Source organism: Streptococcus sp. 10824, assembly GCF_013276595.1.
GTDB lineage: Bacteria > Bacillota > Bacilli > Lactobacillales > Streptococcaceae > Streptococcus > Streptococcus pseudopneumoniae.
Genome location: NZ_VMLH01000098.1, coordinates 1 through 24351 on the forward strand (window position 1 = coordinate 1; position 24351 = coordinate 24351).

26 protein-coding genes and 3 pseudogenes are annotated in these 24351 nt (G+C 42.9%); 23 read left to right on the plus strand and 6 right to left on the minus strand.

Going from position 1 to position 24351, the window contains the following annotated elements:
* Positions 1-108 precede the first annotated feature (108 nt).
* From HT701_RS08990 to yidD, 10 genes are all read left to right on the plus strand, one after another.
* The gene (locus tag HT701_RS08990) at positions 109-357 is read left to right on the plus strand and encodes a YneF family protein (RefSeq protein WP_000364990.1); all 249 of its coding nucleotides are present in this window, start codon (positions 109-111) and stop codon (positions 355-357) included.
* 199 nt (positions 358-556) lie between these two features.
* The gene (racE, locus tag HT701_RS08995; protein ID WP_023941097.1) at positions 557-1351 is read left to right on the plus strand and encodes a glutamate racemase; all 795 of its coding nucleotides are present in this window, start codon (positions 557-559) and stop codon (positions 1349-1351) included.
* Entirely contained in the window at positions 1348-2319 is a 972-nt protein-coding gene (locus tag HT701_RS09000) for a nucleoside-triphosphate diphosphatase (RefSeq protein WP_172931447.1), read from the plus strand. The genes racE and HT701_RS09000 overlap by 4 nt, the downstream gene beginning before the upstream one ends.
* Positions 2295-2816, plus strand: coding sequence for a metallophosphoesterase (locus HT701_RS09005; RefSeq protein WP_172931448.1), 522 nt, complete (start codon positions 2295-2297; stop codon positions 2814-2816). Before HT701_RS09000 ends, HT701_RS09005 begins: the two co-directional genes overlap by 25 nt.
* The gene (gene cbpB, locus HT701_RS09010) at positions 2813-3274 is read left to right on the plus strand and encodes a cyclic-di-AMP-binding protein CbpB (RefSeq protein WP_000560717.1); all 462 of its coding nucleotides are present in this window, start codon (positions 2813-2815) and stop codon (positions 3272-3274) included. Before HT701_RS09005 ends, cbpB begins: the two co-directional genes overlap by 4 nt.
* The gene (gene xerD / locus HT701_RS09015; RefSeq protein WP_279586327.1) at positions 3271-4005 is read left to right on the plus strand and encodes a site-specific tyrosine recombinase XerD; all 735 of its coding nucleotides are present in this window, start codon (positions 3271-3273) and stop codon (positions 4003-4005) included. Before cbpB ends, xerD begins: the two co-directional genes overlap by 4 nt.
* Positions 4005-4733 carry a segregation/condensation protein A gene (locus HT701_RS09020; RefSeq protein WP_023933646.1) on the plus strand — a complete coding sequence of 243 codons (729 nt, stop codon included), beginning with the start codon at positions 4005-4007 and terminating at the stop codon, positions 4731-4733. Before xerD ends, HT701_RS09020 begins: the two co-directional genes overlap by 1 nt.
* A gap of 18 nt (positions 4734-4751) precedes the next feature.
* On the plus strand, positions 4752-5321 hold the full coding sequence (gene scpB, locus HT701_RS09025; protein WP_023933648.1) for an SMC-Scp complex subunit ScpB: 570 nt from the start codon (positions 4752-4754) through the stop codon (positions 5319-5321).
* Positions 5308-6030: a pseudouridine synthase gene (locus tag HT701_RS09030; RefSeq protein WP_138705321.1), complete on the plus strand. Its 723-nt coding sequence runs from the start codon at positions 5308-5310 to the stop codon at positions 6028-6030. Before scpB ends, HT701_RS09030 begins: the two co-directional genes overlap by 14 nt.
* Positions 6030-6272 carry a membrane protein insertion efficiency factor YidD gene (gene yidD / locus HT701_RS09035; RefSeq protein WP_000821640.1) on the plus strand — a complete coding sequence of 81 codons (243 nt, stop codon included), beginning with the start codon at positions 6030-6032 and terminating at the stop codon, positions 6270-6272. Before HT701_RS09030 ends, yidD begins: the two co-directional genes overlap by 1 nt.
* A 205-nt stretch (positions 6273-6477) precedes the next feature.
* Here yidD and HT701_RS09040 read toward each other — a convergent pair whose 3' ends face one another.
* The 4 genes from HT701_RS09040 to HT701_RS09055 form a co-directional block, all read right to left on the minus strand.
* Positions 6478-7443: a siderophore ABC transporter substrate-binding protein gene (locus HT701_RS09040; protein WP_119919847.1), complete on the minus strand. Its 966-nt coding sequence runs from the start codon at positions 7441-7443 to the stop codon at positions 6478-6480.
* A gap of 95 nt (positions 7444-7538) precedes the next feature.
* A complete protein-coding gene (locus tag HT701_RS09045; protein WP_119919848.1) occupies positions 7539-8291 on the minus strand; it encodes an ATP-binding cassette domain-containing protein in 753 nt (250 codons plus the stop codon).
* Positions 8288-9244 carry an iron chelate uptake ABC transporter family permease subunit gene (locus HT701_RS09050; RefSeq protein WP_138705320.1) on the minus strand — a complete coding sequence of 319 codons (957 nt, stop codon included), beginning with the start codon at positions 9242-9244 and terminating at the stop codon, positions 8288-8290. Before HT701_RS09050 ends, HT701_RS09045 begins: the two co-directional genes overlap by 4 nt.
* The gene (locus HT701_RS09055) at positions 9234-10193 is read right to left on the minus strand and encodes an ABC transporter permease (protein ID WP_166728310.1); all 960 of its coding nucleotides are present in this window, start codon (positions 10191-10193) and stop codon (positions 9234-9236) included. The genes HT701_RS09050 and HT701_RS09055 overlap by 11 nt, the downstream gene beginning before the upstream one ends.
* Before the next feature lie 237 nt (positions 10194-10430).
* Between HT701_RS09055 and pepA the strand changes: the two genes are divergently transcribed.
* The 7 genes and pseudogenes from pepA to pnuC all read left to right on the plus strand — a co-directional run bounded on the left by pepA (position 10431) and on the right by pnuC (position 16910).
* Positions 10431-11495, plus strand: a complete 1065-nt coding sequence (gene pepA / locus HT701_RS09060) for a glutamyl aminopeptidase (RefSeq protein WP_000209170.1) — start codon at positions 10431-10433, stop codon at positions 11493-11495.
* 19 nt (positions 11496-11514) lie between these two features.
* On the plus strand, positions 11515-11811 hold the full coding sequence (locus tag HT701_RS09065; protein ID WP_023933658.1) for a bacteriocin immunity protein: 297 nt from the start codon (positions 11515-11517) through the stop codon (positions 11809-11811).
* Between the two features lie 1022 nt (positions 11812-12833).
* Positions 12834-13277 (plus strand): MarR family transcriptional regulator, encoded by a 444-nt coding sequence (locus HT701_RS09070; RefSeq protein WP_000655206.1) that lies wholly within the window; start codon positions 12834-12836, stop codon positions 13275-13277.
* Positions 13278-13311: 34 nt separating this feature from the next.
* Positions 13312-13503: pseudogene (locus tag HT701_RS09075) on the plus strand (polyketide cyclase); the annotation flags it as partial.
* Between the two features lie 14 nt (positions 13504-13517).
* Positions 13518-14246, plus strand: coding sequence for an ABC transporter ATP-binding protein (locus HT701_RS09080; protein WP_000575218.1), 729 nt, complete (start codon positions 13518-13520; stop codon positions 14244-14246).
* Positions 14239-15759, plus strand: coding sequence for an ABC transporter permease/substrate-binding protein (locus HT701_RS09085; protein ID WP_172931449.1), 1521 nt, complete (start codon positions 14239-14241; stop codon positions 15757-15759). Before HT701_RS09080 ends, HT701_RS09085 begins: the two co-directional genes overlap by 8 nt.
* A gap of 344 nt (positions 15760-16103) precedes the next feature.
* Complete coding sequence (pnuC, locus tag HT701_RS09090; RefSeq protein ID WP_000557779.1) at positions 16104-16910, plus strand: nicotinamide riboside transporter PnuC; 807 nt, start codon at positions 16104-16106, stop codon at positions 16908-16910.
* Between the two features lie 165 nt (positions 16911-17075).
* Here the strand turns inward: pnuC and HT701_RS09095 are convergent, their stop codons facing one another.
* Complete coding sequence (locus HT701_RS09095) at positions 17076-17612, minus strand: TetR/AcrR family transcriptional regulator (protein WP_000181701.1); 537 nt, start codon at positions 17610-17612, stop codon at positions 17076-17078.
* A gap of 132 nt (positions 17613-17744) precedes the next feature.
* On the opposite strand from HT701_RS09095, the gene czcD reads away from it, so the two are divergent.
* The 3 genes from czcD (at position 17745) to HT701_RS09110 (ending at position 20270) form a co-directional block, all read left to right on the plus strand.
* Positions 17745-18635 (plus strand): cation diffusion facilitator family transporter CzcD, encoded by an 891-nt coding sequence (gene czcD, locus HT701_RS09100; RefSeq protein WP_000645093.1) that lies wholly within the window; start codon positions 17745-17747, stop codon positions 18633-18635.
* Positions 18636-18878: 243 nt separating this feature from the next.
* Complete coding sequence (gene nmlR, locus HT701_RS09105; RefSeq protein WP_001022631.1) at positions 18879-19232, plus strand: stress response transcriptional regulator NmlR; 354 nt, start codon at positions 18879-18881, stop codon at positions 19230-19232.
* Positions 19233-20270 carry a zinc-binding dehydrogenase gene (locus HT701_RS09110; protein ID WP_000833735.1) on the plus strand — a complete coding sequence of 346 codons (1038 nt, stop codon included), beginning with the start codon at positions 19233-19235 and terminating at the stop codon, positions 20268-20270.
* A 45-nt stretch (positions 20271-20315) separates the two neighbouring features.
* Here the strand turns inward: HT701_RS09110 and galR are convergent, their stop codons facing one another.
* Positions 20316-21323: a DNA-binding transcriptional regulator GalR gene (gene galR / locus HT701_RS09115; RefSeq protein WP_172931450.1), complete on the minus strand. Its 1008-nt coding sequence runs from the start codon at positions 21321-21323 to the stop codon at positions 20316-20318.
* Between the two features lie 104 nt (positions 21324-21427).
* Between galR and HT701_RS09120 the strand changes: the two are divergent.
* The 3 genes and pseudogenes from HT701_RS09120 to HT701_RS09130 form a co-directional block, all read left to right on the plus strand.
* Positions 21428-22504: pseudogene (locus HT701_RS09120) on the plus strand (galactokinase); the annotation flags it as partial.
* Between the two features lie 18 nt (positions 22505-22522).
* The gene (locus tag HT701_RS09125; RefSeq protein WP_050207790.1) at positions 22523-24004 is read left to right on the plus strand and encodes a UDP-glucose--hexose-1-phosphate uridylyltransferase; all 1482 of its coding nucleotides are present in this window, start codon (positions 22523-22525) and stop codon (positions 24002-24004) included.
* 69 nt (positions 24005-24073) lie between these two features.
* A pseudogene (locus HT701_RS09130) lies at positions 24074-24334 on the plus strand (PaaI family thioesterase); the annotation flags it as partial.
* Positions 24335-24351: the final 17 nt, after the last annotated feature.

The following is a 24351-nucleotide window of genomic DNA, read 5'->3' on the forward strand; positions in this document are numbered from 1 at the left end:
TTCTCACATTCGAATTACATTCCATCCCTGAAAGCGTAAAACAAACTAGTCAGGGTGGCTAGTTTGTGGTATAATGAAAGAGACTCAAAAAGAAACAGGAGAAATATGATGGATTTACTTTTAGCAATTGTATTGATTGTGCTAGCTTTTCTAGGAGGAGCTCTTGGAGGAATGTACTTGGTTCGTAAGCAAATTGAAAAAGAATTCGCTGACAACCCACGTTTGAATGCTGAAGCAGTTCGTACTCTTTTGAGTGCAAATGGTCAAAAACCAAGTGAAGCTAAGGTACAACAAGTTTACCACCAAATCATCCGCCAACAAAAGGCAGCCCTTGCTAACAATAAAAAGAAAAAATAAATAAGGAAAAGTCTGGGATGAAAGTTCCAGACTTCTCACTATGTTGGCTATGGTTTAGGGGTGAGACTTTTTCCTTGCATTCTATTGATATTTGATTATGATTAAGAGAGATAGTTGTTGATTAGGCTATCATTCTGTTCATAAGGATCAATAATCATAATGAACTATCAATCAGAAAAAAGACTAGAAAGAAGACTGTATGGATAATCGACCAATTGGTTTTTTGGATTCGGGTGTCGGGGGCTTGACCGTTGTGCGCGAGCTCATGCGCCAACTTCCCCATGAAGAAATCGTCTATATTGGAGATTCGGCACGGGCGCCCTATGGTCCCCGTCCTGCTGAGCAAATTCGTGAATATACTTGGCAGTTGGTCAACTTTCTCTTGACCAAGGATGTCAAAATGATTGTCATTGCTTGTAATACTGCGACTGCCGTCGTCTGGGAAGAAATTAAGGCTCAACTAGATATTCCTGTCCTAGGTGTTATTTTGCCAGGAGCTTCGGCAGCCATCAAGTCTAGTCAAGGTGGGAAAATCGGAGTGATTGGAACACCTATGACGGTACAATCAGACATCTACCGTCAGAAAATTCATGATCTGGCTCCAGACTTACAGGTGGAGAGTTTGGCCTGTCCTAAGTTTGCCCCCTTGGTGGAGTCAGGTGCCCTGTCAACCAGTGTCACCAAGAAAGTGGTCTATGAAACCCTGCGTCCCTTGGTTGGCAAGGTGGATAGCCTGATTTTGGGTTGTACCCATTATCCACTGCTCAGACCTATTATTCAAAATGTCATGGGGCCCAAGGTTCAGCTCATCGATAGTGGAGCAGAGTGCGTACGGGACATTTCAGTCTTACTCAATTATTTTGAAATCAATCGTGGTCGCGATGCTGGACCACTTCATCACCGTTTTTACACAACAGCCAGCAGCCAAAGTTTTGCACAAATTGGTGAAGAATGGCTGGAAAAAGAGATTCATGTGGAGCATGTAGAATTATGACAAATAAAATTTATGAATATAAGGATGAACAGGACTGGTATGTCGGGTCCTATGGTATTTTTGGTGGCGTCCGGACGTTGACGGATGATGATTTGGATTTTCCTCTATTGGAGTTTGCCCAAAGATTTCGAGATGAGGATCGAGGTTTTCCTGTTTCTGTTACTGTTTTACGCTATGGTTCTCTCTACCGTTTATTGTCTTTTGTGGTAGATATCCTCAACCAAGAAATGGGACGAAATATGGAAGTCATCCAACGTCAGGGGGCTTTTCTCTTAGTTGAAAATGGGCAACTCCTGCATGTAGAATTGCCTAAAGAAGGTGTTGATGTAGAAGCATTCTTTGAGACAAACAAGGTCAGAGAAACCTTATTGATTGCGACTCGTAACGAGGGCAAGACCAAGGAATTTCGAGCTATCTTTGACAAGCTAGGCTACGATGTGGAAAATCTTAATGACTATCCTGACCTACCTGAAGTAGCAGAAACAGGTATGACCTTTGAAGAAAATGCCCGTCTCAAGGCAGAAACCATTTCTCAATTAACGGGCAAGATGGTTTTGGCAGATGACTCAGGTCTCAAAGTCGATGTCCTTGGTGGCTTGCCAGGTGTCTGGTCAGCTCGTTTCGCAGGTGTGGGAGCTACTGACCGTGAAAACAATGCCAAACTCTTGCACGAATTGGCCATGGTCTTTGAACTCAAGGACCGCTCGGCTCAATTCTATACAACCCTAGTCGTAGCCAGTCCAAACAAGGAAAGTTTGGTTGTTGAAGCTGACTGGCCTGGCTACATTAACTTTGAACCTAAGGGTGAAAATGGCTTTGGCTATGACCCTCTCTTCCTTGTAGGAGAGACAGGCAAGTCCTCAGCTGAATTAACCCTGGAAGAAAAAAATAGTCAATCTCACCGTGCCTTAGCCGTTAAGAAACTTTTGGAGGTATTTCCATCATGGCAAAGCAAACCATCATTGTAATGAGCGATTCTCATGGCGATAGCTTGATTGTGGAAGAAATCCGTGATCGCTATGTGGGCAAAGTTGATGCCGTTTTTCATAACGGCGATTCTGAACTGCGTCCTGATTCTCCCCTTTGGGAAGGCATCCGTGTTGTTAAAGGGAATATGGACTTCTATGCAGGTTACCCAGAACGTTTGGTGACTGAGCTTGGTTCGACCAAGATTATCCAAACCCATGGTCACTTGTTTGACATCAATTTCAACTTTCAAAAGTTGGACTACTGGGCTCAGGAGGAAGAGGCCGATATCTGCCTTTATGGTCACTTGCATGTGCCAAATGCTTGGATGGAAGGCAAGACCCTCTTTCTAAATCCAGGTTCCATCAGTCAACCACGTGGGACCATCAGAGAATGTCTCTATGCTCGTGTGGAGATTGATGATAGTTACTTCACAGTCGACTTTTTGACACGAGACCATGAGGTGTATCCAGGTTTGTCCAAGGAGTTTAGCCGATGATTGCCAAGGAGTTTGAGACTTTCTTGTTGGGGCAGGAGGAAACTTTTTTGACCCCTGCTGAAAATCTAGCCGTGTTGATTGATACCCACAATGCAGATCACGCGACCCTCTTGCTCAGTCAGATGACCTATACCCGTGTTCCTGTTGTGACAGATGAAAAACAGTTTGTTGGGACGATTGGGCTCAGAGATATTATGGCTTATCAGATGGAGCATGACTTGAGCCAAGAAATCATGGCGGATACGGATATCGTTCATATGACCCAAACGGACGTAGCGGTTGTTTCGCCTGATTTCACCATTACGGAGGTCTTGCACAAGCTGGTAGATGAGTCCTTCTTGCCGGTTGTGGATGCGTCTGGTATTTTCCAAGGGATTATCACGCGCAAGTCTATCCTCAAAGCAGTCAATGCCCTCTTGCATGACTTTAGTAAGGAATATGAGATTCGATGCAAATGAGAGATAGGATTTCAGCCTTTTTAGAAGAAAAGCAGGGCTTATCTGCCAATTCCAAGCAGTCCTATAAGTATGATTTGGAGCAATTTTTAGACATAGTAGGCGAGCGGGTTTCTGATACTAGTCTCAAGATTTACCAAGCCCAGCTAGCCAATCTAAAAATCAGCGCTCAGAAGCGAAAGATTTCGGCCTGTAATCAATTTCTCTACTTTCTCTATCAAAAAGGAGAAGTGGACAGCTTTTACCGTTTGGAATTAGCTAAACAAGCTGAAAAGAAGACCGAGAAGTCAGAACTGTTAGACCTAGACTCTTTTTGGCAGGAAAGCGACTATCCAGAGGGCCGCTTACTGGCTCTCCTAATCTTGGAAATAGGGCTCTTGCCGAGTGAGATTTTAGCTCTAAAGGTTGCGGATATCAATCTGGATTTTCAGGTGTTGCGAATCAAGAAGGATTCCCAACAGAGGATTGTCACCATTCCCACAACCTTGCTTTCAGAGTTGGAACCCTTGATGGGCCAGACCTATCTTTTTGAAAGGGGAGGGAAAGCCTATTCTCGTCAGTGGGCCTTTCGTCAGCTAGAAGCTTTTGTCAAGGAGAAAGGTTTTCCAGCACTATCAGCCCAAGCCTTGCGGGAACAGTTCATTCTACGACAAATTGAAAACAAGGTCGATTTGTACGAAATTGCAAAAAAATTAGGATTAAAAACAGTCCTGACCTTAGAAAAGTATAGATAATGGATATTAAATTAAAGGATTTTGAAGGGCCCCTGGACTTGCTCTTGCACCTGGTTTCGAAGTACCAGATGGATATCTACGATGTGCCCATTACGGAAGTCATTGAACAGTATCTAGCTTATGTCTCAACTCTGCAGGCCATGCGTCTGGAAGTGACGGGCGAGTACATGGTCATGGCCAGCCAGCTCATGCTGATCAAGAGTCGTAAACTCCTTCCAAAGGTAGCGGAAGTGACAGATTTGGAAGATGACCTAGAGCAGGATCTTCTCTCTCAAATCGAAGAATACCGCAAGTTCAAGCTTTTGGGGGAGCACTTGGAAGCCAAGCACCAAGAACGGGCCCAGCACTATTCCAAAGCACCGACAGAGTTGATTTACGAAGATGCGGAGCTTGTGCATGACAAGACGACCATTGACCTCTTTTTGGCTTTTTCAAATATCCTAGCCAAGAAAAAAGAGGAGTTTGCACAAAATCACACGACTATCTTGCGGGATGAGTATAAGATTGAGGACATGATGGTTATCGTGAAAGAGTCCTTGGCTGGACGAGATCAATTGCGCTTGCAGGATTTGTTTAAGGAAGCCCAGAATCTCCAAGAGGTCATCACCCTCTTTCTGGCAACCCTAGAGTTAATCAAAACCCAGGAGCTGGTCCTCGTGCAAGAGGAGAGTTTCGGAGATATTTATCTCATGGAAAAGAAGGAAGAAAGTCAAGTGGCCCAAAGCTAGACTTGATAGAGAGGAAAGATGAGTACTTTAGCAAAAATAGAAGCGCTCTTGTTTGTAGCGGGTGAAGATGGGATTAGAGTCCGCCAGTTAGCTGAACTCCTCTCTCTGCCACCGACAGGCATCCAACAGAGTTTAGAAAAATTAGCCCAGAAGTATGAAAAGGACCCAGATTCCAGTTTGGATCTGATTGAGACTGGTGGTGCTTATAGATTGGTGACCAAGCCTCAATTTGCAGAGATTTTGAAGGAATACTCTAAGGCACCTATCAACCAGAGTTTATCTCGGGCTGCCCTTGAGACTTTGTCCATCATTGCTTACAAACAGCCCATCACACGGATAGAGATTGATGCCATCCGTGGGGTCAACTCGAGTGGGGCCTTGGCAAAGTTGCAGGCTTTTGACCTGATACGAGAAGACGGAAAAAAAGAAGTGTTGGGGCGTCCCAACCTCTATGTGACTACAGATTATTTCCTAGATTACATGGGAATTAACCATTTGGAAGAATTACCAGTGATTGATGAGCTTGAGATTCAAGCCCAAGAAAGCCAATTATTTGGTGAAAGGATAGAAGAAGATGAGAATCAATAAGTATATTGCCCACGCAGGTGTGGCCAGTAGGAGAAAAGCAGAAGAGTTGATCAAGCAAGGTTTGGTGACGGTTAACGGCCAAGTGATACGTGAACTAGCAACCACTATCAAGTCAGGCGACAAGGTCGAAGTTGAAGGTCAACCTATCTACAACGAAGAAAAGGTCTACTATCTGCTTAACAAACCACGCGGTGTCATTTCCAGTGTGACAGATGACAAGGGGCGTAAGACTGTTGTCGACCTCTTGCCCAACGTGAAGGAGCGCATCTACCCTGTAGGTCGTTTGGACTGGGATACATCAGGTGTCTTGATTTTGACCAATGATGGGGATTTTACGGATGAGATGATTCACCCTCGTAATGAGATTGATAAGGTCTATGTCGCGCGTGTTAAAGGTGTGGCCAATAAGGATAATCTCCGCCCCTTGACCCGTGGACTTGAGATTGATGGTAAGAAAACCAAGCCGGCTGTCTATGAAATTCTCAAAGTGGATCCAGTCAAAAATCGCTCTGTGGTGCAGTTGACTATCCATGAAGGGCGTAACCACCAGGTTAAAAAGATGTTTGAAGCTGTCGGTCTCCAAGTGGATAAGTTGTCTCGGACTCGTTTCGGACACCTAGACTTGACAGGACTCCGTCCAGGAGAATCCCGTCGTCTTAATAAAAAAGAAATCAGCCAACTACACACCATGGCTGTAACTAAGAAATAATGAAACGAATTTTAATAGCGCCTGTGCGCTTTTACCAACGTTTTATCTCACCAGTCTTTCCACCCTCTTGTCGCTTTGAGCTGACTTGTTCCAACTACATGATTCAGGCTATTGAAAAACATGGTTTTAAGGGGGTATTGATGGGCTTGGCTCGGATTTTACGTTGTCATCCCTGGTCGAAAACAGGTAAGGACCCCGTTCCAGACCACTTTTCCCTTAAACGAAATCAAGAAGGGGAATGAGGTGGGGTAAATAGATTTCAAAATGATAAAAACGCATCCTATCAGGTTTGAGTGAACTTGATAGGATGCGTTTTAGAATGTCAAAATTTTATACTCTTCGAAAATCCCTTCAAACCGCGTCAGCTTTCATCTGCAACCTCAAAACAGTNNTTTCCTAGTTTGCTCTTTTGATTTTCATTGAGTATTAAATTGAGTTTGAAGTGGCTTATTTCAAAGCTTTTTGTGTGTCTTCAATCATGAGTTTTGTTGATTCAAGACCTCCTCCACTTAGATACCAGAGGTCTGGTGTTAGTTGGATAATCTTACCATTTTTAGCGGCAGGTGTTTCAGCGATAAGGGCATTTTCTAGGACACCGTCGTTGCTAGAGTTATCCCCACCGATGGCAAGGGTACGGTTGATGACAAAGAGAATGTCAGGGTTGATTTCTTTGACACTTTCAAAGCTGACTTCTTGTCCGTGGCGAGAATCTTCAAATTGAGTATCAGTTGGCTTGAATTTCAAGGTTTGATACAAGAAAGAAAAACGAGATTGAGCACCAAAGGCTGCCATTTTTCCTTCATTAAGGAGGATGGCAAGGGCTTTTTTGTCAGAGCTTTCATTTTTAGTAGCGACTTCTTGAATGCTCTTGTCTAGCTTGACTAATTCTTCCTTGGATTTCTGTGCACCAGTTTCGCCGAAGGCGCTTGCTAAGGATTCGATATTAACCTTGGTAGAAGTCCAGTAGTCGTCCTTGCTTGCTTGGAAGAGAACTGTTGGGGCGATTTCTTTGAATTTGTCTACGAATTTTTGTGTACGTAGGGAAGCAATAATCAAATCAGGCTCAAGGGCGGCGATAGCTTCTAAATCAGGTTCTCTCATAGAACCAACATTTTTAACTTTTCCAGCTAGGTCTTTGAGATAGGTTGGTACTGTTTTTGTAGGCATTCCAACGATATTTTTTTCAAATCCTAGAGCACGAATAGTATCCGCAGCGCCGAGGTCAAAGGTCACAATCTTTTCAGGAACTTTGGAAAGTTTGACTTCGTCTAGTGAACTTTTAATGGTTATCTCTGTTGGAGCAGAGCTACTGGTCTCTGTCTGACTAGTGCTTGAGTTTGTACTACATGCACCAAGTAGGAGCAAGAAGCTGGCCACTAGGGCAGTGAAATAAAGTTTAAGGGATGTTTTCATGATTTCTCCTTTTTAAAATGTGATAACGATTTAGGGAGTCTCTTGGTCTTATTGACTAAGAGACCGAAGGTTCTCTAACTTGAGCTTCTATGTTACTAGCTATAGATACAGATCTTTTTGCCATTGATATCAGCTAGCGTGATAGGAATCTCATAGAGTTGACTGAGCAGGTCAGCCTGCATGATTTGATTGGTTCTTCCCTTGCTAAAGACTTGACCGTCCTTGAAGGCGATAATTTCATCTGCATACTGGCTGGCCATGTTGATATCGTGGAGGACGATGATAATGGTCTTGCCGAGTTCCTCCACCAGTCGTCGAAGAATCTGCATCATGCTGACGCTTTGCTTGATATCGAGATTGTTGAGTGGTTCGTCCAGCAAGATAAAGTCCGTATCCTGGGCCAGTACCATAGCGATAAAGACGCGCTGGAGTTGCCCCCCTGACAGGCTATTGATGTAGCGGTCTTTTAAGTTGGTCAGTTCTAAATAGTTCAGAGTTTCTCGGATTTTTTCCCAGTCTTCTGATCTAAGTCGACCTCGGCTGTAGGGAAAACGTCCAAAACTGACCAGTTCTTCAACAGTCAATTTGGCTTGGTAATTGATTTTCTGTTTTAGGATGGTTAGTTCTTGGGCCAGTTCTTGCGAATTCCAGCTCTCGATTTCACGTCCTTTGATACTGAGAACTCCCTGATCTTTCTTGGTTAGCCTGCTCATGATGGAGAGGAGAGTCGATTTTCCAGCACCATTTGGACCAATAAAGGCTGTCAGTTTTTGAGGACTGACTTCAAGCGAAATGCCTTGCAAAATATCCTGTTTTTGAATGGATTTGTCAATGTTTTCCAGTTTCACTGACGAGACCTCCTATATAGTAAGATAAAGAATAAGAAGCCACCCACACTCTCAATGATCATACTGATACGAATTTCCAGTGCAAAGACTCGTTCAATCAAGGCTTGCCCCAAGGTTAAGCTAATAAATCCAACCAGAATGGCCACTATAAAGAGTAACTTGTGCTGATAGTCTGTGACAATCAGGTAGGTGAGGTTGGCCAGTATAAAGCCGAAGAAGGCCATAGGTCCTACCAAGGCAGTGGCCGTTGAGGTCAAAAGCACGATTCCCCAGAGGAGATCTTTCTGTTCTTTTTCAACATCGAGTCCCAATATCTGAGCCGTTTCTCTTTGCAGGTGCAAGACATCTAGAACGACTGCTTTTCGAAAGAAAAAGATTGTCAAAGCGAGGATGATCAGAGAACCGATGGCTAGGATGGAAGTGTTGAGATGTTGAAAGGAGGCAAAAAGACTATTTTGCAGTTTATCGTATTCGTTTGGATCCATTAGGACTTGAAGGAAGGTGCTGATATTTCGAAAGAGACTTCTGAGCGCTAGACAGATCAGCAGGACGAAGACCAGGTCTTGCTTCATCAGTGTCTTCAAGTAACCTTGTAAGGCGAGAAAGAAGAGGGACTGGACAAGAAGTAAGACTAGGAATTCTAAGATAGGGGATTTGCCCAGTTGAAGAAACTTGCTTTCAAAAACCAGTAGTAGGGTTTGTAGTAGGACGTAGAAGGATTCAATTCCCAAAATACTAGGCGTCAGGAAGCGATTTTCCGTCAGGGTTTGAAAACTAATGGTCGAAATCCCAGTCGCGATGGCTACCAAGAGATAAACGATGATCTTTTGGGAACGCAACTTCCAAGCAAAGGCTGACAAGTGAGTGATGGGCCAAAAGTAGAGAAGACAAGCTCCGATGGCAAGAATAATGAGAATCCAGAAGAGCTTGGTATGTTTGCTTTTAGTCTGCATCTTTTCGTCCCCCTCTCCAGAGAAGTAGGATAAAGACGAGACTACCGATGATTCCTAGCAAGAGACTGACAGACAACTCATAGGGCCTAATCAGAACTCGGGATAGGATATCGCAAGCCAGAACTAGATTGGCACCAACCAGTGCGACCATGAGTTTGGTTTGACTTAGATTATCTCCATAGCGCTTGCGAACAAGATTGGGAACGATAACTCCGAGAAATGGTAAGCCACCCACGGTAATCATGGTGACGCTTGTCGTTAGCGCCACCAGAAAGAGGGCCAGTTTTTCAAGTAGGGAGTAGGAAATCCCCAAACTCTCGCTGGTTTCTTTCCCCAGATTCATGATGGTGAAGGTTTGGGATAATTTCCAAACGGTTATCAGGATGATGAGGCCTAAGAAGAGCCACTCATACTGATGGGTCTGAATCATGGAGAAGGAGCCCTGGGTCCAGGCAGTCATACTCTGAACCAGATTGAAACGATAGGCGATAACTTCTGTGACTGAGCCGATAATCCCGCTATAGATGATCCCAATCAGAGGCAACATCCACCTTTCCTTTACAGTAAAAATGGTCATAAAGGCTAGGAAGAAGAGGGTGAATACGATGGATGAAACAAAAGCGAAGAGCATCTTTTGGGTCAGACTAGCCGATGGAAAGACAAAAAGGCTCAGCACCATTCCCAGTTTGGCGGCTTCAGTGGTTCCAACTGTACTCGGTGCAGCAAACTGATTTTGGGTAATAGTCTGCATGAGAAGGCCTGCCATACTCATACTAGAGGCAGTTAGAAGAATGCTGATAGTTCTTGGGAGACGGGACTCTTGAAAGAGAAGCCAGGTCTGCTGGTCGAAAGCAAAGAGCTTTCCCCATGAAAAATCACTGGTTCCAATGCTAATAGAGAGAAAGACTAGGAGTAGAAGTAAGCCAATTAAATAATGAGAAAGTTTCATACCCCGTCCTTTCATGTAGATTTGGTATCGAAAGATGCCTGCGGATATAAATGTAACATTATTTTTCTAATCTGTCAATAAAATTTCTGACAATTTAATGTAAAAAAGAAAGAAAAATTCCTGAAAGAATATCTGTCTCTCTTTTTTATAGGAAAACTGAGTAAGAAACTATCCACCTTCCCACTATCCTTCTCCTCTAAAAAGTGGTAAAATGGATGAAAGAAAGAAGGAACTGAAATGACAACATTATTTTCAAAAATTAAAGAAGTAACAGAACTTGCTGCGATCTCAGGTCATGAAGCGCCTGTCCGTGCTTATCTTCGTGAAAAATTGACACCGCACGTGGATGAAGTGGTGACAGATGGCTTGGGTGGTATTTTCGGAATTAAACATTCAGAAGCTGCAGATGCACCGCGTGTCTTGGTCGCTTCTCACATGGATGAAGTTGGTTTTATGGTCAGCGAAATCAAGCCAGATGGTACCTTCCGTGTGGTAGAAATCGGTGGTTGGAATCCTATGGTGGTTAGCAGCCAACGTTTCAAACTCTTGACTCGTGACGGTCGTGAAATTCCTGTGATTTCGGGTTCTGTCCCTCCACATTTGACTCGTGGAAAGGGTGGACCAACCATGCCTGCTATTGCAGATATCGTCTTTGATGGCGGTTTTGCGGATAAGGCTGAGGCAGAAAGCTTTGGCATCCGTCCTGGCGACACCATCGTGCCAGATAGTTCTGCAATCTTGACAGCCAATGAAAAAAATATCATTTCAAAAGCTTGGGACAACCGCTACGGTGTTCTTATGGTTAGCGAGTTGGCGGAAGCTCTGTCAGGTCAAAAACTCGGAAATGAACTCTATCTGGGTTCTAACGTCCAAGAAGAAGTTGGTCTCCGCGGTGCTCATACATCTACAACCAAGTTTGACCCAGAAGTCTTCCTTGCAGTTGACTGTTCACCAGCAGGTGATGTCTACGGTGGTCAAGGCAAGATTGGAGATGGAACCTTGATTCGTTTCTACGATCCAGGTCACTTGCTTCTCCCAGGAATGAAAGATTTCCTTTTGACAACGGCTGAAGAAGCTGGTATCAAGTACCAATACTACTGTGGTAAAGGCGGAACAGACGCTGGCGCAGCACATCTGAAAAATGGTGGTGTCCCATCAACAACAATCGGAGTCTGTGCTCGTTATATCCATTCTCACCAAACACTTTATGCAATGGATGACTTCCTAGAAGCGCAAGCCTTCTTACAAGCCTTGGTGAAGAAATTGGATCGTTCAACAGTTGATTTGATTAAAAATTATTAAACATAAGGAGGTGGTAGGGATGGTAGAACCAAACCTAGAAAGCCTTGTAAAAGATCTTTACAATCATGCTCGACATGATTTGAGTGAAGATTTAGTTGCTGCTCTCCTAGAGACTGCTAAAAAACTGCCTACTACAAATGAGCAATTGCTGGCAGTTCGTCTCTCAGGTCTGGTCAATCGTGAATTGCTCAAGAATCCCAAACATCCGGCACCTGAGTTGCTCAATTTGGCTCGTTTTATCAAGAGAGAAGAAACCAAGTACAGAGGAACCGCAGTTTCTGCGCTTATGTATGGGGAGATTTTTAAAATGCTTTGATTCCATTGTGGATCAAAGTATTTTTTGGTACGACGGGCATGTCGTGCATCTGAGGTGTAAGTCCTCGGTGGGCACCTGCTACCGGTGAACCCAATAGCGATTCCTAAGCCTGACTATCGTGAGGTAGCGGATTAAAACGGTCTGGAGATAGACCGTTTTAAGTCTGACACTGGAAATAAGAATCGTTAGAGGAAGGGATAGCGAAATCGTGGCTCTACGAACAGGAAGGTGATAGTAAGGCGTATATAGCGGATAAGGGGGCCAGAAACTCTAAAGTCCAAAAAGGTAGTCGTAACCTATATGCGTAAATCACGAGAGTAATTGAATTCGGACTAAGGTTTGTGTGAAAAAGATAAATCTTTCTAGAGTCTAAAGACTCTGCGTCAGATTTCCTATTTTCACTCTAACCTTTTAACGTCCTCATATCTTGTATAAACGAGGAAAGATGTAGGACTTATCCCGTGAGGTCTCATGAGCGCTGAAAGCGTAGTAACAAGGAATCATGAGAAGTCAGCCGAACCCATAGTAGTGAGGAAACTTCTGTAATGGAAGTGGAGCGAAGTGAGGAATCGTCAAACGGTAGGGTATAGGCTGTTTGAAGGGTGCTACGAAAAAGATAGGGTAAGGTGAAATTATAGCGGGATGAAATAAGATATGAACAAATTGATTGGGGGAATTAAATCGCTTTCTATCGATGTTTTAGAAGATACAGTGCCCTAGTCCAACTTCAATATACTATAAAAGAACAGATGGAAGCAATTATGATTGACTTCTATCTTTAAAATAAATGGTCTGATAGGAAAAACGTGACTCCTCATAAAATATAGTATAGTACAGATGGAAGGCTTTTGTAGACTGGAGGACGAAGGAGTTTAGAAACTCTCGTTAAAAGTTAGTTGAACCGGAGTATGGTGATGTAAATCATTATCAAAAATTATTTCTAAATCGAAATAGTTGACAGTTGAAAGGACAAGTGTTACAATTATTCTATTCATTTCGATATCGAAATAATTGGAGGTGTTATGAAAGATAGTCATTTGCTAGCCCATCATATTCGTTTGTTGAATGGGCGGATTTTTCAGAAGTTACTGAGCCAAGATCCTGAGGCTCTTTATAGGGGTGAGCAGGGTAAGATTTTAGCGGTTTTATGGAATAGTAAAACTGGCTGCGCAACTGCGACAGATATCGCGCTTGCGACTGGGCTTGCGAATAATACGCTGACGACTATGATAAAAAAGCTAGAGGAACAAAAGCTTGTAATTGTTAGTCCGTGTGGAAAAGACAAGCGTAAGAAGTATTTAGTTTTAACGGAGTTAGGCAAGTCCCAGAAAGAAGTGGGGCATCGTGTTAGTCAGAAATTGGATACGATCTTTTACAAAGGATTTTCAGAGGAAGAAATTCGGCAATTTGAAGCCTTTCAAGAAAGAATTTTGGCGAATCTGAAAGAGAAGGCAAAAGAGGATTAAAATAGATCAAATTAGCTGTTTGTAAGTAAAGGCCACTTTTGACTTTGTTTTCCAACTCTTAGGACAAGGAAACTATGTGGTTAGCTATGGTCAGACTCAGATTGATGGAGTTGATTATGCCCAGTACGATATCTTCCGTTTAGAAAATGGAAAAATTGTAGAGCATTGGGACAATAAGGAAGTCATGCCTAAGGTAGAAGACATGACCAATCGAGGAAAGTTTTAAAATGAGGACAAAGAATGATTGAATACAAAAATGTAGCCTTGCGCTACACAGAAAAAGATGTCTTGAGAGATGTCAATTTACGGATTGATAATGGGGAATTTATGGTTTTAGTTGGGCCTTCTGGATCCGGTAAGACGACCATGATTAAGATGATTAACCGTCTCTTGGAACCGACTGATGGAAATATTTATATGGATGGCAAGCGCATCAAAGACTATGACGAGCGGGAGCTTCGTCTGTCTACTGGTTATGTTTTACAGGCCATTGCTCTCTTTCCCAATCTAACGGTTGAGGAAAATATTGCCCTGATTCCTGAGATGAAGGGCTGGACTAAGGAAGAAATTGCTCAGAAAACAGAAGAGCTCTTGGCTAAGGTTGGTTTACCAGTAGCCGAGTATGGGCATCGACTTCCGAGTGAATTATCTGGTGGAGAACAGCAACGGGTCGGTATTGTCCGTGCCATGATTGGTCAGCCTAAGATTCTCCTCATGGATGAGCCGTTTTCAGCCTTGGATGCTATTTCGAGAAAACAGTTGCAGGTTCTGACGAAAGAATTGCATAAAGAATTTGGGATGACAACTATTTTTGTAACCCATGATACGGATGAAGCTCTGAAATTGGCGGACCGTATTGCTGTCTTGCAGGATGGAGAGATTCGTCAGGTGGCGAATCCCGAGACCATTTTAAAAGCTCCTGCAACAGACTTTGTAGCAGACTTGTTTGGAGGTAGTGTTCATGACTAATTTAATTGCAACTTTTCAGGATCGTTTTAGTGATTGGTTGACAGCTCTATCTCAACATTTGCAGTTGTCACTTTTGACCCTGTTACTAGCTATTTTTATCGCGATTCCTTTGGCTGTTTCTCTTCGCTATCATGAGAAGTTGGCGGATTGGGTTTTGCAGATTGCAGGGATTTTCCAGACCATCCCGTCACTGGCAGTGTTGGGTCTTTTCATTCCCTTGATGGGAATTGGAACCTTGCCAGCTTTGACAGCTCTAGTGATCTATGCGATCTTTCCGATTTTACAAAATACCATCACTGGGTTGAAGGGAATTGATCCGAGTCTGCAAGAGGCTGGGATTGCCTTTGGGATGACCAGATGGGAGCGACTCAAGAAGTTTGAAATTCCACTTGCCATGCCTGTTATCATGTCTGGGATTCGGACAGCAGCTGTCTTGATTATCGGTACGGCAACCTTGGCGGCTTTGATTGGTGCAGGGGGACTGGGTTCCTTTATCCTTTTGGGAATTGACCGTAATAATGCCAGTCTGATTTTGATTGGGGCACTTTCTTCTGCAGTGCTAGCCATTGCCTTTAACTTCCTACTAAAAGTGATGGAAAAGGCAAAATTGCGGACGATTTTCTCAGGTTTTGCCTTGGTGACCTTATTGCTAGGTCTGTCTTATAGTCCAGCCCTCTTAGCTCAAAAAGAGAAGGAAAACTTGGTGATTGCTGGAAAATTGGGTCCAGAACCAGAAATTTTGGCCAATATGTATAAATTACTGATTGAAGAAAATACCAGCATGACTGCGACTGTTAAACCAAATTTTGGGAAAACAAGCTTCCTCTATGAAGCTCTGAAAAAAGGCGATATTGACATCTATCCTGAATTTACAGGAACGGTGACTGAAAGTTTACTTCAACCATCACCGAAAGTAAGTCATGAGTCAGAGCAGGTTTATAATGTGGCGCGTGATGGCATTGCCAAACAGGATCATCTAGCTTATCTCAAACCCATGTCTTATCAAAATACCTATGCTGTAGCTGTTCCGAAAAAAATTGCTCAAGAATATGGCTTGAAGACTATTTCGGACTTGAAAAAAGTGGAAGGGCAGTTGAAGGCTGGATTTACCCTTGAGTTTAATGACCGTGAAGATGGAAATAAGGGCTTGCAGTCAATGTATGGTCTCAATCTCAATGTAGCGACCATGGAGCCAGCTCTTCGCTATCAGGCAATTCAGTCAGGTGATATTCAAATCACGGATGCCTATTCAACCGATGCAGAGTTGGCACGTTATGATTTACAGGTATTGGACGATGACAAACAACTCTTCCCACCTTATCAAGGGGCTCCACTAATGAAAGAAGCTCTTCTCAAGAAACATCCAGAGTTGGAAAGAGTTCTTAATAAATTGGCTGGTAAGATTACAGAAAGCCAGATGAGCCAGCTCAACTATCAAGTCGGTGTTGAAGGCAAGTCAGCAGAACAAGTAGCCAAGGAGTTTCTCCAAGAACAAGGTTTGTTGAAGAAATGATGGTGCAGAGACTTTAAGCAAACTGAATTAAACTTCCTTAAACGACTAGATAAAAGAATGCTCAGACAATTTCGTCTGGGCTTTTTTGATGTGAGAATGACTGAATGTCACTTAAAATGGAAAGAAAGAGAAAATTTTCATGATTTTCTAAAATTTTACTGTAAAGACAGTTGACTATTCATAAAATAGGTGTATAATATTTTGTGAACTACTTAACAAATAAGGGGTTTCAGCTCATGTCGACTAAGGTTAGAAATCTTGTGTATAGGCAGTTCATTATCTAATAGAGCGTTGCGTCCGAAAGTCTATCCAGACACGGCTCTTTAAAAACAAAAGGAGAAATGATGCATACTTATTTGCAAAAGAAAATTGAAAATATCAAAACAACCCTAGGTGAAATGTCAGGTGGTTACCGTCGTATGGTTGCGGCTATGGCTGATTTAGGATTTTCAGGAACTATGAAGGCTATCTGGGATGACCTCTTTGCCCATCGTAGTTTTGCCCAGTGGATTTATTTGCTGGTTTTAGGAAGTTTTCCTCTCTGGCTGGAGTTGGTTTACGAACATCGTATTGTTGACTGGATTGGGATGATTTGTAGCTTGACAGGGATTATCTGTGTAATCTTTGTATCGGAAGGTCGAGCAAGTAATTATCTTTTTGGCTTGATTAACTCTGTTATTTACCTTATTTTGGCCCTACAGAAAGGCTTTTATGGTGAGGTGCTGACGACACTTTACTTCACAGTCATGCAGCCAATTGGACTTCTAGTTTGGATTTATCAGGCACAGTTTAAGAAGGAAAAGCAGGAGTTTGTCGCGCGTAAACTGGACGGCAAGGGCTGGACAAAGTATCTTTCCATTAGTGTGCTTTGGTGGTTGGCCTTTGGCTTCATTTATCAGTCTATTGGTGCCAATCGTCCCTATCGTGATTCAATCACAGATGCAACCAATGGGGTAGGGCAAATCCTCATGACAGCTGTTTACCGTGAACAGTGGATATTCTGGGCGGCTACCAATGTCTTTTCAATCTATCTCTGGTGGGGAGAAAGCCTGCAAATTCAAGGGAAATATCTAATTTATCTCATTAACAGTCTAGTTGGTTGGTATCAATGGAGCAAGGCAGCTAAGCAGAATACTGATTTACTTAACTAGGAAAAGATGTTTGAAAGTGCTGTTTTGAGATTTCGATTAAAACAGATATAGTTGATAATCAAGGATTTATAGTATGAAAAAGAGGATCGGCGGGTCCTCTTTTGTTGTTGAAAAGATAAAAAACTCAGTAACCTAGAAATAAGACAACTGAGCTTTACTCTATATTCAATTTTTAGGAATGAGAAGGTCTAGATAAAATTGGACAACTTCCTGGTCTGTGAAATCTTGACCTTTTTTGAGCCACCAGGTCAATGTCTCGATAAAGTTGGACACGACCAAGTGTTGGAGGTAAGAAGTAGGTAGACTTGGGTGAGTTTGCTTCAAATCAGCAGCCAGCATGGGATAGACGTGGTGCTCAAGCTCTCTCTGTAGTTGACGGAGGAAATAGTCATTTTTGGAGAATAGTAGACTGGTGATATGGTCTTGGTTTTTCTGAAAATGCAGAAAGAGGTGGGCTAGGTAATCTTCGGTTGAAATGGCTTGCTCTCTTTCAAAAAGATGATGGAAGAGGTAGCGGCAGAGCTGGTCCAGAAGAAGCTCCTTACTCTCATAGTGACAGTAAAAGGTGGATCGTCCCACATCTGCGAGATCAATGATATCCTGAACAGTAGTGGCCTCGTAACCCTTAGCATTCAAAAGTTGTATAAAAGCTTGATAGATGGCTTTTTTGGTTTTGCTGATACGGCGGTCAATGTTAGTCATATGGACACTTATGGCAAATTGTTCAGAACTGAATAAAGCTGACGTTTTGCTTCTATCCTTTCTTTGAGTTTTAGTGGATAATGATAATGAACAAGGTGTTCATAAATCTATTATAACAAAGGAATGAGAAATATGAAGGCAAAATATGCTGCTTGGGTGGCTTTTTTCTTAAATTTGACTTATGCCATTGTTGAGTTTATTGCAGGTGGAATATTTGGTTCTAGCGCTGTTCTTGCTGACTCTGTGCATGACTTGGGAGATGCGATTGCAATTGGAATATCAGCTTTTTTAGAAACAATCTCCAATCGTGAAGAAGACAATCAGTACACCTTGGGCTATAAGCGGTTTAGCCTGCTAGGAGCCTTGGTAACAGCTGTGATTCTCGTAACGGGCTCTGTTCTAGTCATTTTGGAAAATGTCACGAAGATTTTGCATCCGCAACCAGTCAATGATGAGGGGATTCTCTGGTTAGGAATTATTGCGATTACTATCAATCTGTTAGCGAGTCTGGTGGTTGGTAAGGGAAAGACAAAGAATGAGTCTATTCTGAGTCTGCATTTTCTGGAAGATACGCTAGGGTGGGTAGCTGTTATCCTGATGGCGATTGTTCTTCGATTTACGGACTGGTATATCCTAGATCCTCTTTTGTCCCTTGTCATTTCTTTCTTTATTCTTTCAAAAGCCCTTCCACGTTTTTGGTCTACACTCAAGATTTTCTTGGATGCTGTGCCAGAAGGTCTTGATATCAAGCAAGTAAAGAGTGGCCTGGAGCGATTGGACAATGTGGCCAGCCTTAATCAGCTTAATCTCTGGACTATGGATGCTTTGGAAAAAAATGCCATTGTCCATGTTTGTCTAAAAGAAATGGAACATATGGAAACTTGTAAAGAGTCTATTCGAATTTTCCTAAAAGATTGTGGTTTTCAAAATATTACCATTGAAATTGATGCTGACCTAGAAACTCACCAAACCCATAAGCGAAAGGTGTGTGACTTGGAACGGAGTTATGAGCATCAACATTAGAAAAAAGTGAAAAATACTTGGGTACTATCTTATTTGGAATAGAGTAATTTCTTTATTATTTAAATATTTCAAAAATTGGTAAGAGAAGAGCATTGTATAAACTCCAGATATATGATTGTTAATGATAAAAATTTTTCGATTAGGTGCAAAATGCTTGACTTGGAGTCAACTCAAAGTTATATAATAAGATAAGTGAGTTAGAGTAGCTTAAACTCAGTGAATGAAAGGAGAGGAGGTTAGCCTATGAATATTAAATCTGCCAGTGATTTGTTGGGAATTTCAGCGGATACGATTCGGTATTATGAACGGGTTGGTCTTGTGCCACCGATTACTCGTACTGCAACTGGGATTCGTGATTTTCAAGATCAGGATATAGAAGCGCTGGAATTTATTAAGTGTTTTCGTTCGACAGGTGTCTCTGTAGACAGTTTAGTTGACTATATGTCGCTCTACCAAAAGGGGGATGAAACGCGAGAGGAGAGGCTTGGTATTTTAGAAGAGGAAAAGAAAAAATTAGAGGAGCGCTTGTCTCAGTTACAGACGGCTTTAAATCGCTTAAATCTCAAAATTAAACTTTATAAGGAAGGAAAATTTTAAATGAAATCAGCAGTATATACAAAGGCAGGTCAGGTTGGACTTGCTAGCATTGAACGTCCGCAAATAATAGAAGCGGATGATGTGATTATTCGTGTGGTTCGTGCGTGCGTTTGTGGTTCAGATTTATGGAGGTACCGTAATCCAGAAACGAAAGCTGGACACAAAAATAGTGGACACGAAGCGATTGGGATTGTTGAAGAAGCTGGGGAAGCCATTACGACGGTGAAACCAGGTGATTTTGTGATTGTCCCTTTTACACATGGATGTGGTGAGTGTGATGCCTGTCTTGCTGGATTTGACGGTTCTTGCGACAATCATATTGGCAATAATTTGGGGGGTGATTTTCAGGCAGAATATATTCGCTTCCACTATGCAAACTGGGCGCTGGTTAAAATCCCTGGTCAACCTTCTGACTATACAGAAGGGATGCTCAAGTCCCTTTTGACTCTTGCAGATGTCATGCCGACAGGCTATCATGCGGCGCGTGTTGCAAATGTTCAAAAAGGGGACAAGGTTGTTGTTATCGGTGATGGGGCTGTTGGTCAATGTGCTGTCATCGCGGCTAAGATGCGTGGAGCATCACAAATTATCCTTATGAGCCGTCATGAAGACCGTCAAAAGATGGCTATGGAGTCAGGTGCGACAGCTGTTGTTGCAGAACGTGGTCAAGAAGGAATTACCAAGGTGCGTGAAATCCTCGGTGGAGGAGCAGACGCAGCACTTGAATGTGTTGGTACGGAGGCTGCTATAGAACAGGCGCTAGGTGTTCTTCATAATGGAGGGCGTATGGGCTTTGTAGGAGTCCCACACTATAATAATCGTGCTCTTGGTTCGACATTTATGCAAAATATCTCTGTAGCAGGTGGGGCAGCTTCTGCTACAACATACGATAAGCAATTTTTACTAAAAGCCGTCCTTGATGGTGATATCAATCCAGGTCGCGTCTTTACTTCAAGTTATAAACTGGAAGATATCGACCAAGCCTACAAAGATATGGATGAACGTAAGACAATTAAGTCTATGATTGTAATCGAATAAAAAACGAATAGGAGTTTTAGAACTCTATTCGTTTTTTATGTTATCCTATTCTTGATTTAGGGTACTTTCTCTTAATGTCAGTTTGGTTCCCAACATGGTCAGGCTAGGTATTTTCCGACCGTGGAGTACTTCTTTGTTAAGAATATCCATACCTGCTCGCCCCATTTCTTCAGTATAAACTGTGATGCTGGAGAGGGGAGGATAAACCTGCTTGGTCAGGCTGGTGTCGTTAAAGGAAATGAGGCTGACACGGTCTGGTAGGCTGATTCCAGCTTCTTGGAGCGCACGAAGGGCACCGATGGCTAAACTATCGCTGGCTGCGAAAAATGCTGGTGGGAGTTGGTCTCCCAAGCTCTGAATGGCTTCCTTCATCAAGTCATAGCCAGACTGGGCAGTAAAGTTTCCTTGAAAGACCAGTTCATCATGATAGATTCCTTTTGCTTGACTGTAGTTTCTGAAATTTTCCAGCCGCTTATCCTGAATGATTTCTTCTTGGTCAGTTGTTTCTTCAAGGCCTGTTAGAATCCCGATACGGTCCATTCCTTGGCTGAGGAAATAATCGACAACCTGTTTCATGGCAGTGTAAAAGTCCGTAATAATACAAGTATGCCCCAGAGAAAGTGTATCACTGTCTAGAAAGACCAGGGGTTTTTGGTATTCTTCAAAGGCAGAAATCTGAGCTCGACTAAACTTTCCGATGCAGAGAATTCCAATCACTTCCTCGCTTAGGGTAAAAGGGTGGTCATTAAAATAGCGCAAGATATCGTAGTCCAACTCTTGGGCTATTTTTTCTATTCCTAGGCGAATCTGGTAGTAGTAGAGGTCGTCTAGCTCCCCTTGTTCGCTGACCCATTGAATAATGGCAATCTTTTGCTTGGGTTTATGGGACTCGCCTGTCTTGAGGTGCTTGGTGTAGCCCAGCTCTTCAGCAACGGTTAAAATACGGTGTCTGGTTTCTTCTGTAACAGATAGGCTCTGGTCGCGGTTGAGGACACGGGATACGGTCGCGATAGAGACAGAGGCTAGCTGTGCAATGTCTTTTAAGGTAGCCATAAATCCTCCTTGATTAGGTTAGTATATCATATTTTTCTTCTTTTTACTGATGTTTTACTAAAATTTTAGTAAAAAGGATTGACCTTGGGAAATTCCTTGGATACATTGGTGAACACACAGACTACAACGGTGGGCACGTTTTTCCTGCTGCTATTTCCTTGGGAACTTACGGTGCAGCTCGTAAGCGTGACGACCAAGTCTTGCGTTTCTACTCAGCTAACTTTGAGGACAAGGGCATTATCGAAGTGCCTCTCGCTGACCTCAAGTTTGAAAAAGAGCACAACTGGACCAATTATCCAAAAGGGGTTCTTCATTTCTTGCAAGAAGCTGGGCACGTGATTGACAAAGGTTTTGATTTTTATGTTTATGGGAATATCCCAAATGGTGCTGGCTTGTCTTCTTCAGCATCCTTGGAGCTCTTGACAGGAGTCGTGGCAGAGCATCTCTTTGATTTAAAACTAGACCGTTTGGATTTGGTTAAAATCGGAAAACAAACAGAAAACAACTTTATCGGAGTCAACTCTGGTATCATGGACCAGTTTGCTATTGGTATGGGGGCTGATCAACGTGCTATTTACCTTGATACCAACACCTTAGAGTATGATTTGGTGCCACTTGATTTGAAGGACAATGTCGTTGTTATCATGAACACCAACAAACGCCGTGAATTGGCGGACTCTAAATACAATGAACGTCGTGCTGAGTGTGAAAAAGCAGTGGAAGAATTGCAAGTTGCCTTGGATATTCAGACCCTGGGTGAATTGGACGAGTGGGCCGTTGACCAATATAGCTATCTAATTAAAGATGAAAATCGTTTGAAACGTGCTCGCCATGCTGTGCTTGAAAACCAACGTACCCTTAAAGCTCAAGCAGCCCTTCAAGCAGGTGATTTGGAAACATTTGGTCGTTTGATGAATGCGTCACACGTTTCTCTGGAGCATGATTATGAAGTAACTGGTTTGGAATTAGATACCCTTGTTCACACAGCTTGGGCACAAGAAGGAGTTCTCGGTGCTCGTATGACAGGGGCTGGTTTTGGTGGCTGTGCCATTGCCTTGGTTCAAAAAGATACTGTTGAGGCCTTTAAGGAAGCTGTAGGCAAACACTACGAGGAAGTAGTTGGATACGCTCCAAGCTTCTATATCGCTGAAGTTGCAGGTGGCACTCGCGTCCTTGACTAGTCAAAAGGAGGCTCTATAGTGACCTTAGTAGATAAATTTGTAACACATGTCATTTCTGAAAGTTCATTTGAGGAAATGGATCGAATCTACCTGACCAATCGTGTTTTGGCACGAGTGGGAGAAGGTGTTTTGGAAGTTGAGACCAATCTGGATAAATTGATTGACCTCAAGGACCAGCTAGTTGAGGAAGCCGTTCGATTAGAGACGATTGAGGATAGTCAGACTGCGCGTGAAATCCTTGGTACTGAACTGATGGACTTGGTGACTCCTTGTCCGAGTCAGGTCAATCGTGACTTCTGGGAAGCCTATGCCTACTCTCCTGAGCAAGCGATAGAGGATTTTTATCAACTCAGTCAGAAAAATGACTACATCAAACTCAAGGCCATTGCTAAAAATATCGCTTATCGTGTTCCATCTGATTATGGAGAACTTGAAATTACCATCAATCTCTCTAAGCCTGAAAAGGATCCGAAAGAGATTGCGGTAGCCAAGTTGGTGCAAGCTAGTAATTATCCTCAGTGTCAACTTTGTTTAGAGAATGAGGGTTACCATGGTCGGGTCAACCACCCAGCTCGCAGCAACCACCGGATTATCCGTTTTGAAATGGTTGGTCAGGAATGGGGGTTCCAGTATTCGCCCTATGCTTACTTTAATGAGCATTGTATCTTTTTAGATGGCCAGCATCGTCCCATGGCCATTAGTCGTCAGAGTTTTGAACGTCTGTTGGCTATCGTAGAGCAGTTTCCAGGATATTTTGCTGGATCTAATGCCGACCTGCCGATTGTGGGGGGCTCTATTCTAACTCACGATCATTATCAGGGAGGCCGTCACGTATTTCCTATGGAATTGGCTCCCTTGCAAAAGACCTTCCGATTTGCTGGTTTTGAGCAGGTCAAGGCTGGAATTATCAAGTGGCCAATGTCTGTCCTACGCTTGACTTCGGATTCCAAAGAGGATTTGATTAACTTAGCTGATAAGATTTTCCAGGAATGGCGTCAGTATTCAGATTCTAGTGTGCAGATTTTGGCAGAGACGGACGGAACACCGCATCACACCATCACACCAATTGCTCGTAAACGCGATGGACAGTTTGAGTTGGACTTGGTCTTACGAGATAATCAAACATCACCAGAACATCCTGATGGCATTTATCATCCTCACAAGGATGTCCAACATATCAAGAAGGAAAATATCGGCTTGATTGAGGTCATGGGCTTGGCTATTTTACCACCTCGTCTGAAAGAGGAGGTGGAGCAAGTCGCTAGCTATCTCGTGGGAGATGGTGATACAGTTGCCGATTATCATCAGGAATGGGCAGACCAACTCAAAGTCCAACATCCAGACCTAGCGGATAAAGAAAAAGCCCTTGAAATCGTCAAGGACTCTGTTGGTGCTATCTTTGCGCGTGTACTGGAGGATGCAGGTGTCTACAAGCAGACAGAACAAGGACAGGCAGCCTTTATGCGCTTTGTGGAGCAGGTTGGAATTTTGCCAGACTAGGAGCTTTCTCCTTGCACAGTCCTATAAAAAGTAGTATCATAGTGTCGTTTGAAATATCAGGAGGAAACAATGAAAGATTTTCATTTTGACGCTATATCTGCCTTTGAAAATTACGAAATTGAACAAATGAGAGATGGTCACGTTGTGGTGACGACCAAAGTAGTGGACTCGTCGCTCAACTACTATGGCAACGCCCATGGTGGTTATCTCTTTACCCTTTGCGACCAGATCAGCGGTTTGGTGCTCATATCTCTGGGGCTTGATGGAGTGACACTCCAATCCTCTATCAACTACCTCAAATCAGGAAAACTTGACGATGTGCTGACTATTATAGTTGCTTAGTTTCA

Coding starts and splice junctions, on each gene's coding strand:
- HT701_RS08990 (WP_000364990.1), top strand. CDS start 109: ATGGATTTACTTTTAGCAATTGTATTGATTGTGCTAGCTTTTCTAGGA.
- racE (WP_023941097.1), top strand. CDS start 557: ATGGATAATCGACCAATTGGTTTTTTGGATTCGGGTGTCGGGGGCTTG.
- HT701_RS09000 (WP_172931447.1), top strand. CDS start 1,348: ATGACAAATAAAATTTATGAATATAAGGATGAACAGGACTGGTATGTC.
- HT701_RS09005 (WP_172931448.1), top strand. CDS start 2,295: ATGGCAAAGCAAACCATCATTGTAATGAGCGATTCTCATGGCGATAGC.
- cbpB (WP_000560717.1), top strand. CDS start 2,813: ATGATTGCCAAGGAGTTTGAGACTTTCTTGTTGGGGCAGGAGGAAACT.
- xerD (WP_279586327.1), top strand. CDS start 3,271: ATGAGAGATAGGATTTCAGCCTTTTTAGAAGAAAAGCAGGGCTTATCT.
- HT701_RS09020 (WP_023933646.1), top strand. CDS start 4,005: ATGGATATTAAATTAAAGGATTTTGAAGGGCCCCTGGACTTGCTCTTG.
- scpB (WP_023933648.1), top strand. CDS start 4,752: ATGAGTACTTTAGCAAAAATAGAAGCGCTCTTGTTTGTAGCGGGTGAA.
- HT701_RS09030 (WP_138705321.1), top strand. CDS start 5,308: ATGAGAATCAATAAGTATATTGCCCACGCAGGTGTGGCCAGTAGGAGA.
- yidD (WP_000821640.1), top strand. CDS start 6,030: ATGAAACGAATTTTAATAGCGCCTGTGCGCTTTTACCAACGTTTTATC.
- HT701_RS09040 (WP_119919847.1), bottom strand. CDS start 7,443: ATGAAAACATCCCTTAAACTTTATTTCACTGCCCTAGTGGCCAGCTTC.
- HT701_RS09050 (WP_138705320.1), bottom strand. CDS start 9,244: ATGCAGACTAAAAGCAAACATACCAAGCTCTTCTGGATTCTCATTATT.
- HT701_RS09055 (WP_166728310.1), bottom strand. CDS start 10,193: ATGAAACTTTCTCATTATTTAATTGGCTTACTTCTACTCCTAGTCTTT.
- pepA (WP_000209170.1), top strand. CDS start 10,431: ATGACAACATTATTTTCAAAAATTAAAGAAGTAACAGAACTTGCTGCG.
- HT701_RS09065 (WP_023933658.1), top strand. CDS start 11,515: ATGGTAGAACCAAACCTAGAAAGCCTTGTAAAAGATCTTTACAATCAT.
- HT701_RS09070 (WP_000655206.1), top strand. CDS start 12,834: ATGAAAGATAGTCATTTGCTAGCCCATCATATTCGTTTGTTGAATGGG.
- HT701_RS09080 (WP_000575218.1), top strand. CDS start 13,518: ATGATTGAATACAAAAATGTAGCCTTGCGCTACACAGAAAAAGATGTC.
- HT701_RS09085 (WP_172931449.1), top strand. CDS start 14,239: ATGACTAATTTAATTGCAACTTTTCAGGATCGTTTTAGTGATTGGTTG.
- pnuC (WP_000557779.1), top strand. CDS start 16,104: ATGCATACTTATTTGCAAAAGAAAATTGAAAATATCAAAACAACCCTA.
- HT701_RS09095 (WP_000181701.1), bottom strand. CDS start 17,612: ATGACTAACATTGACCGCCGTATCAGCAAAACCAAAAAAGCCATCTAT.
- czcD (WP_000645093.1), top strand. CDS start 17,745: ATGAAGGCAAAATATGCTGCTTGGGTGGCTTTTTTCTTAAATTTGACT.
- nmlR (WP_001022631.1), top strand. CDS start 18,879: ATGAATATTAAATCTGCCAGTGATTTGTTGGGAATTTCAGCGGATACG.
- HT701_RS09110 (WP_000833735.1), top strand. CDS start 19,233: ATGAAATCAGCAGTATATACAAAGGCAGGTCAGGTTGGACTTGCTAGC.
- galR (WP_172931450.1), bottom strand. CDS start 21,323: ATGGCTACCTTAAAAGACATTGCACAGCTAGCCTCTGTCTCTATCGCG.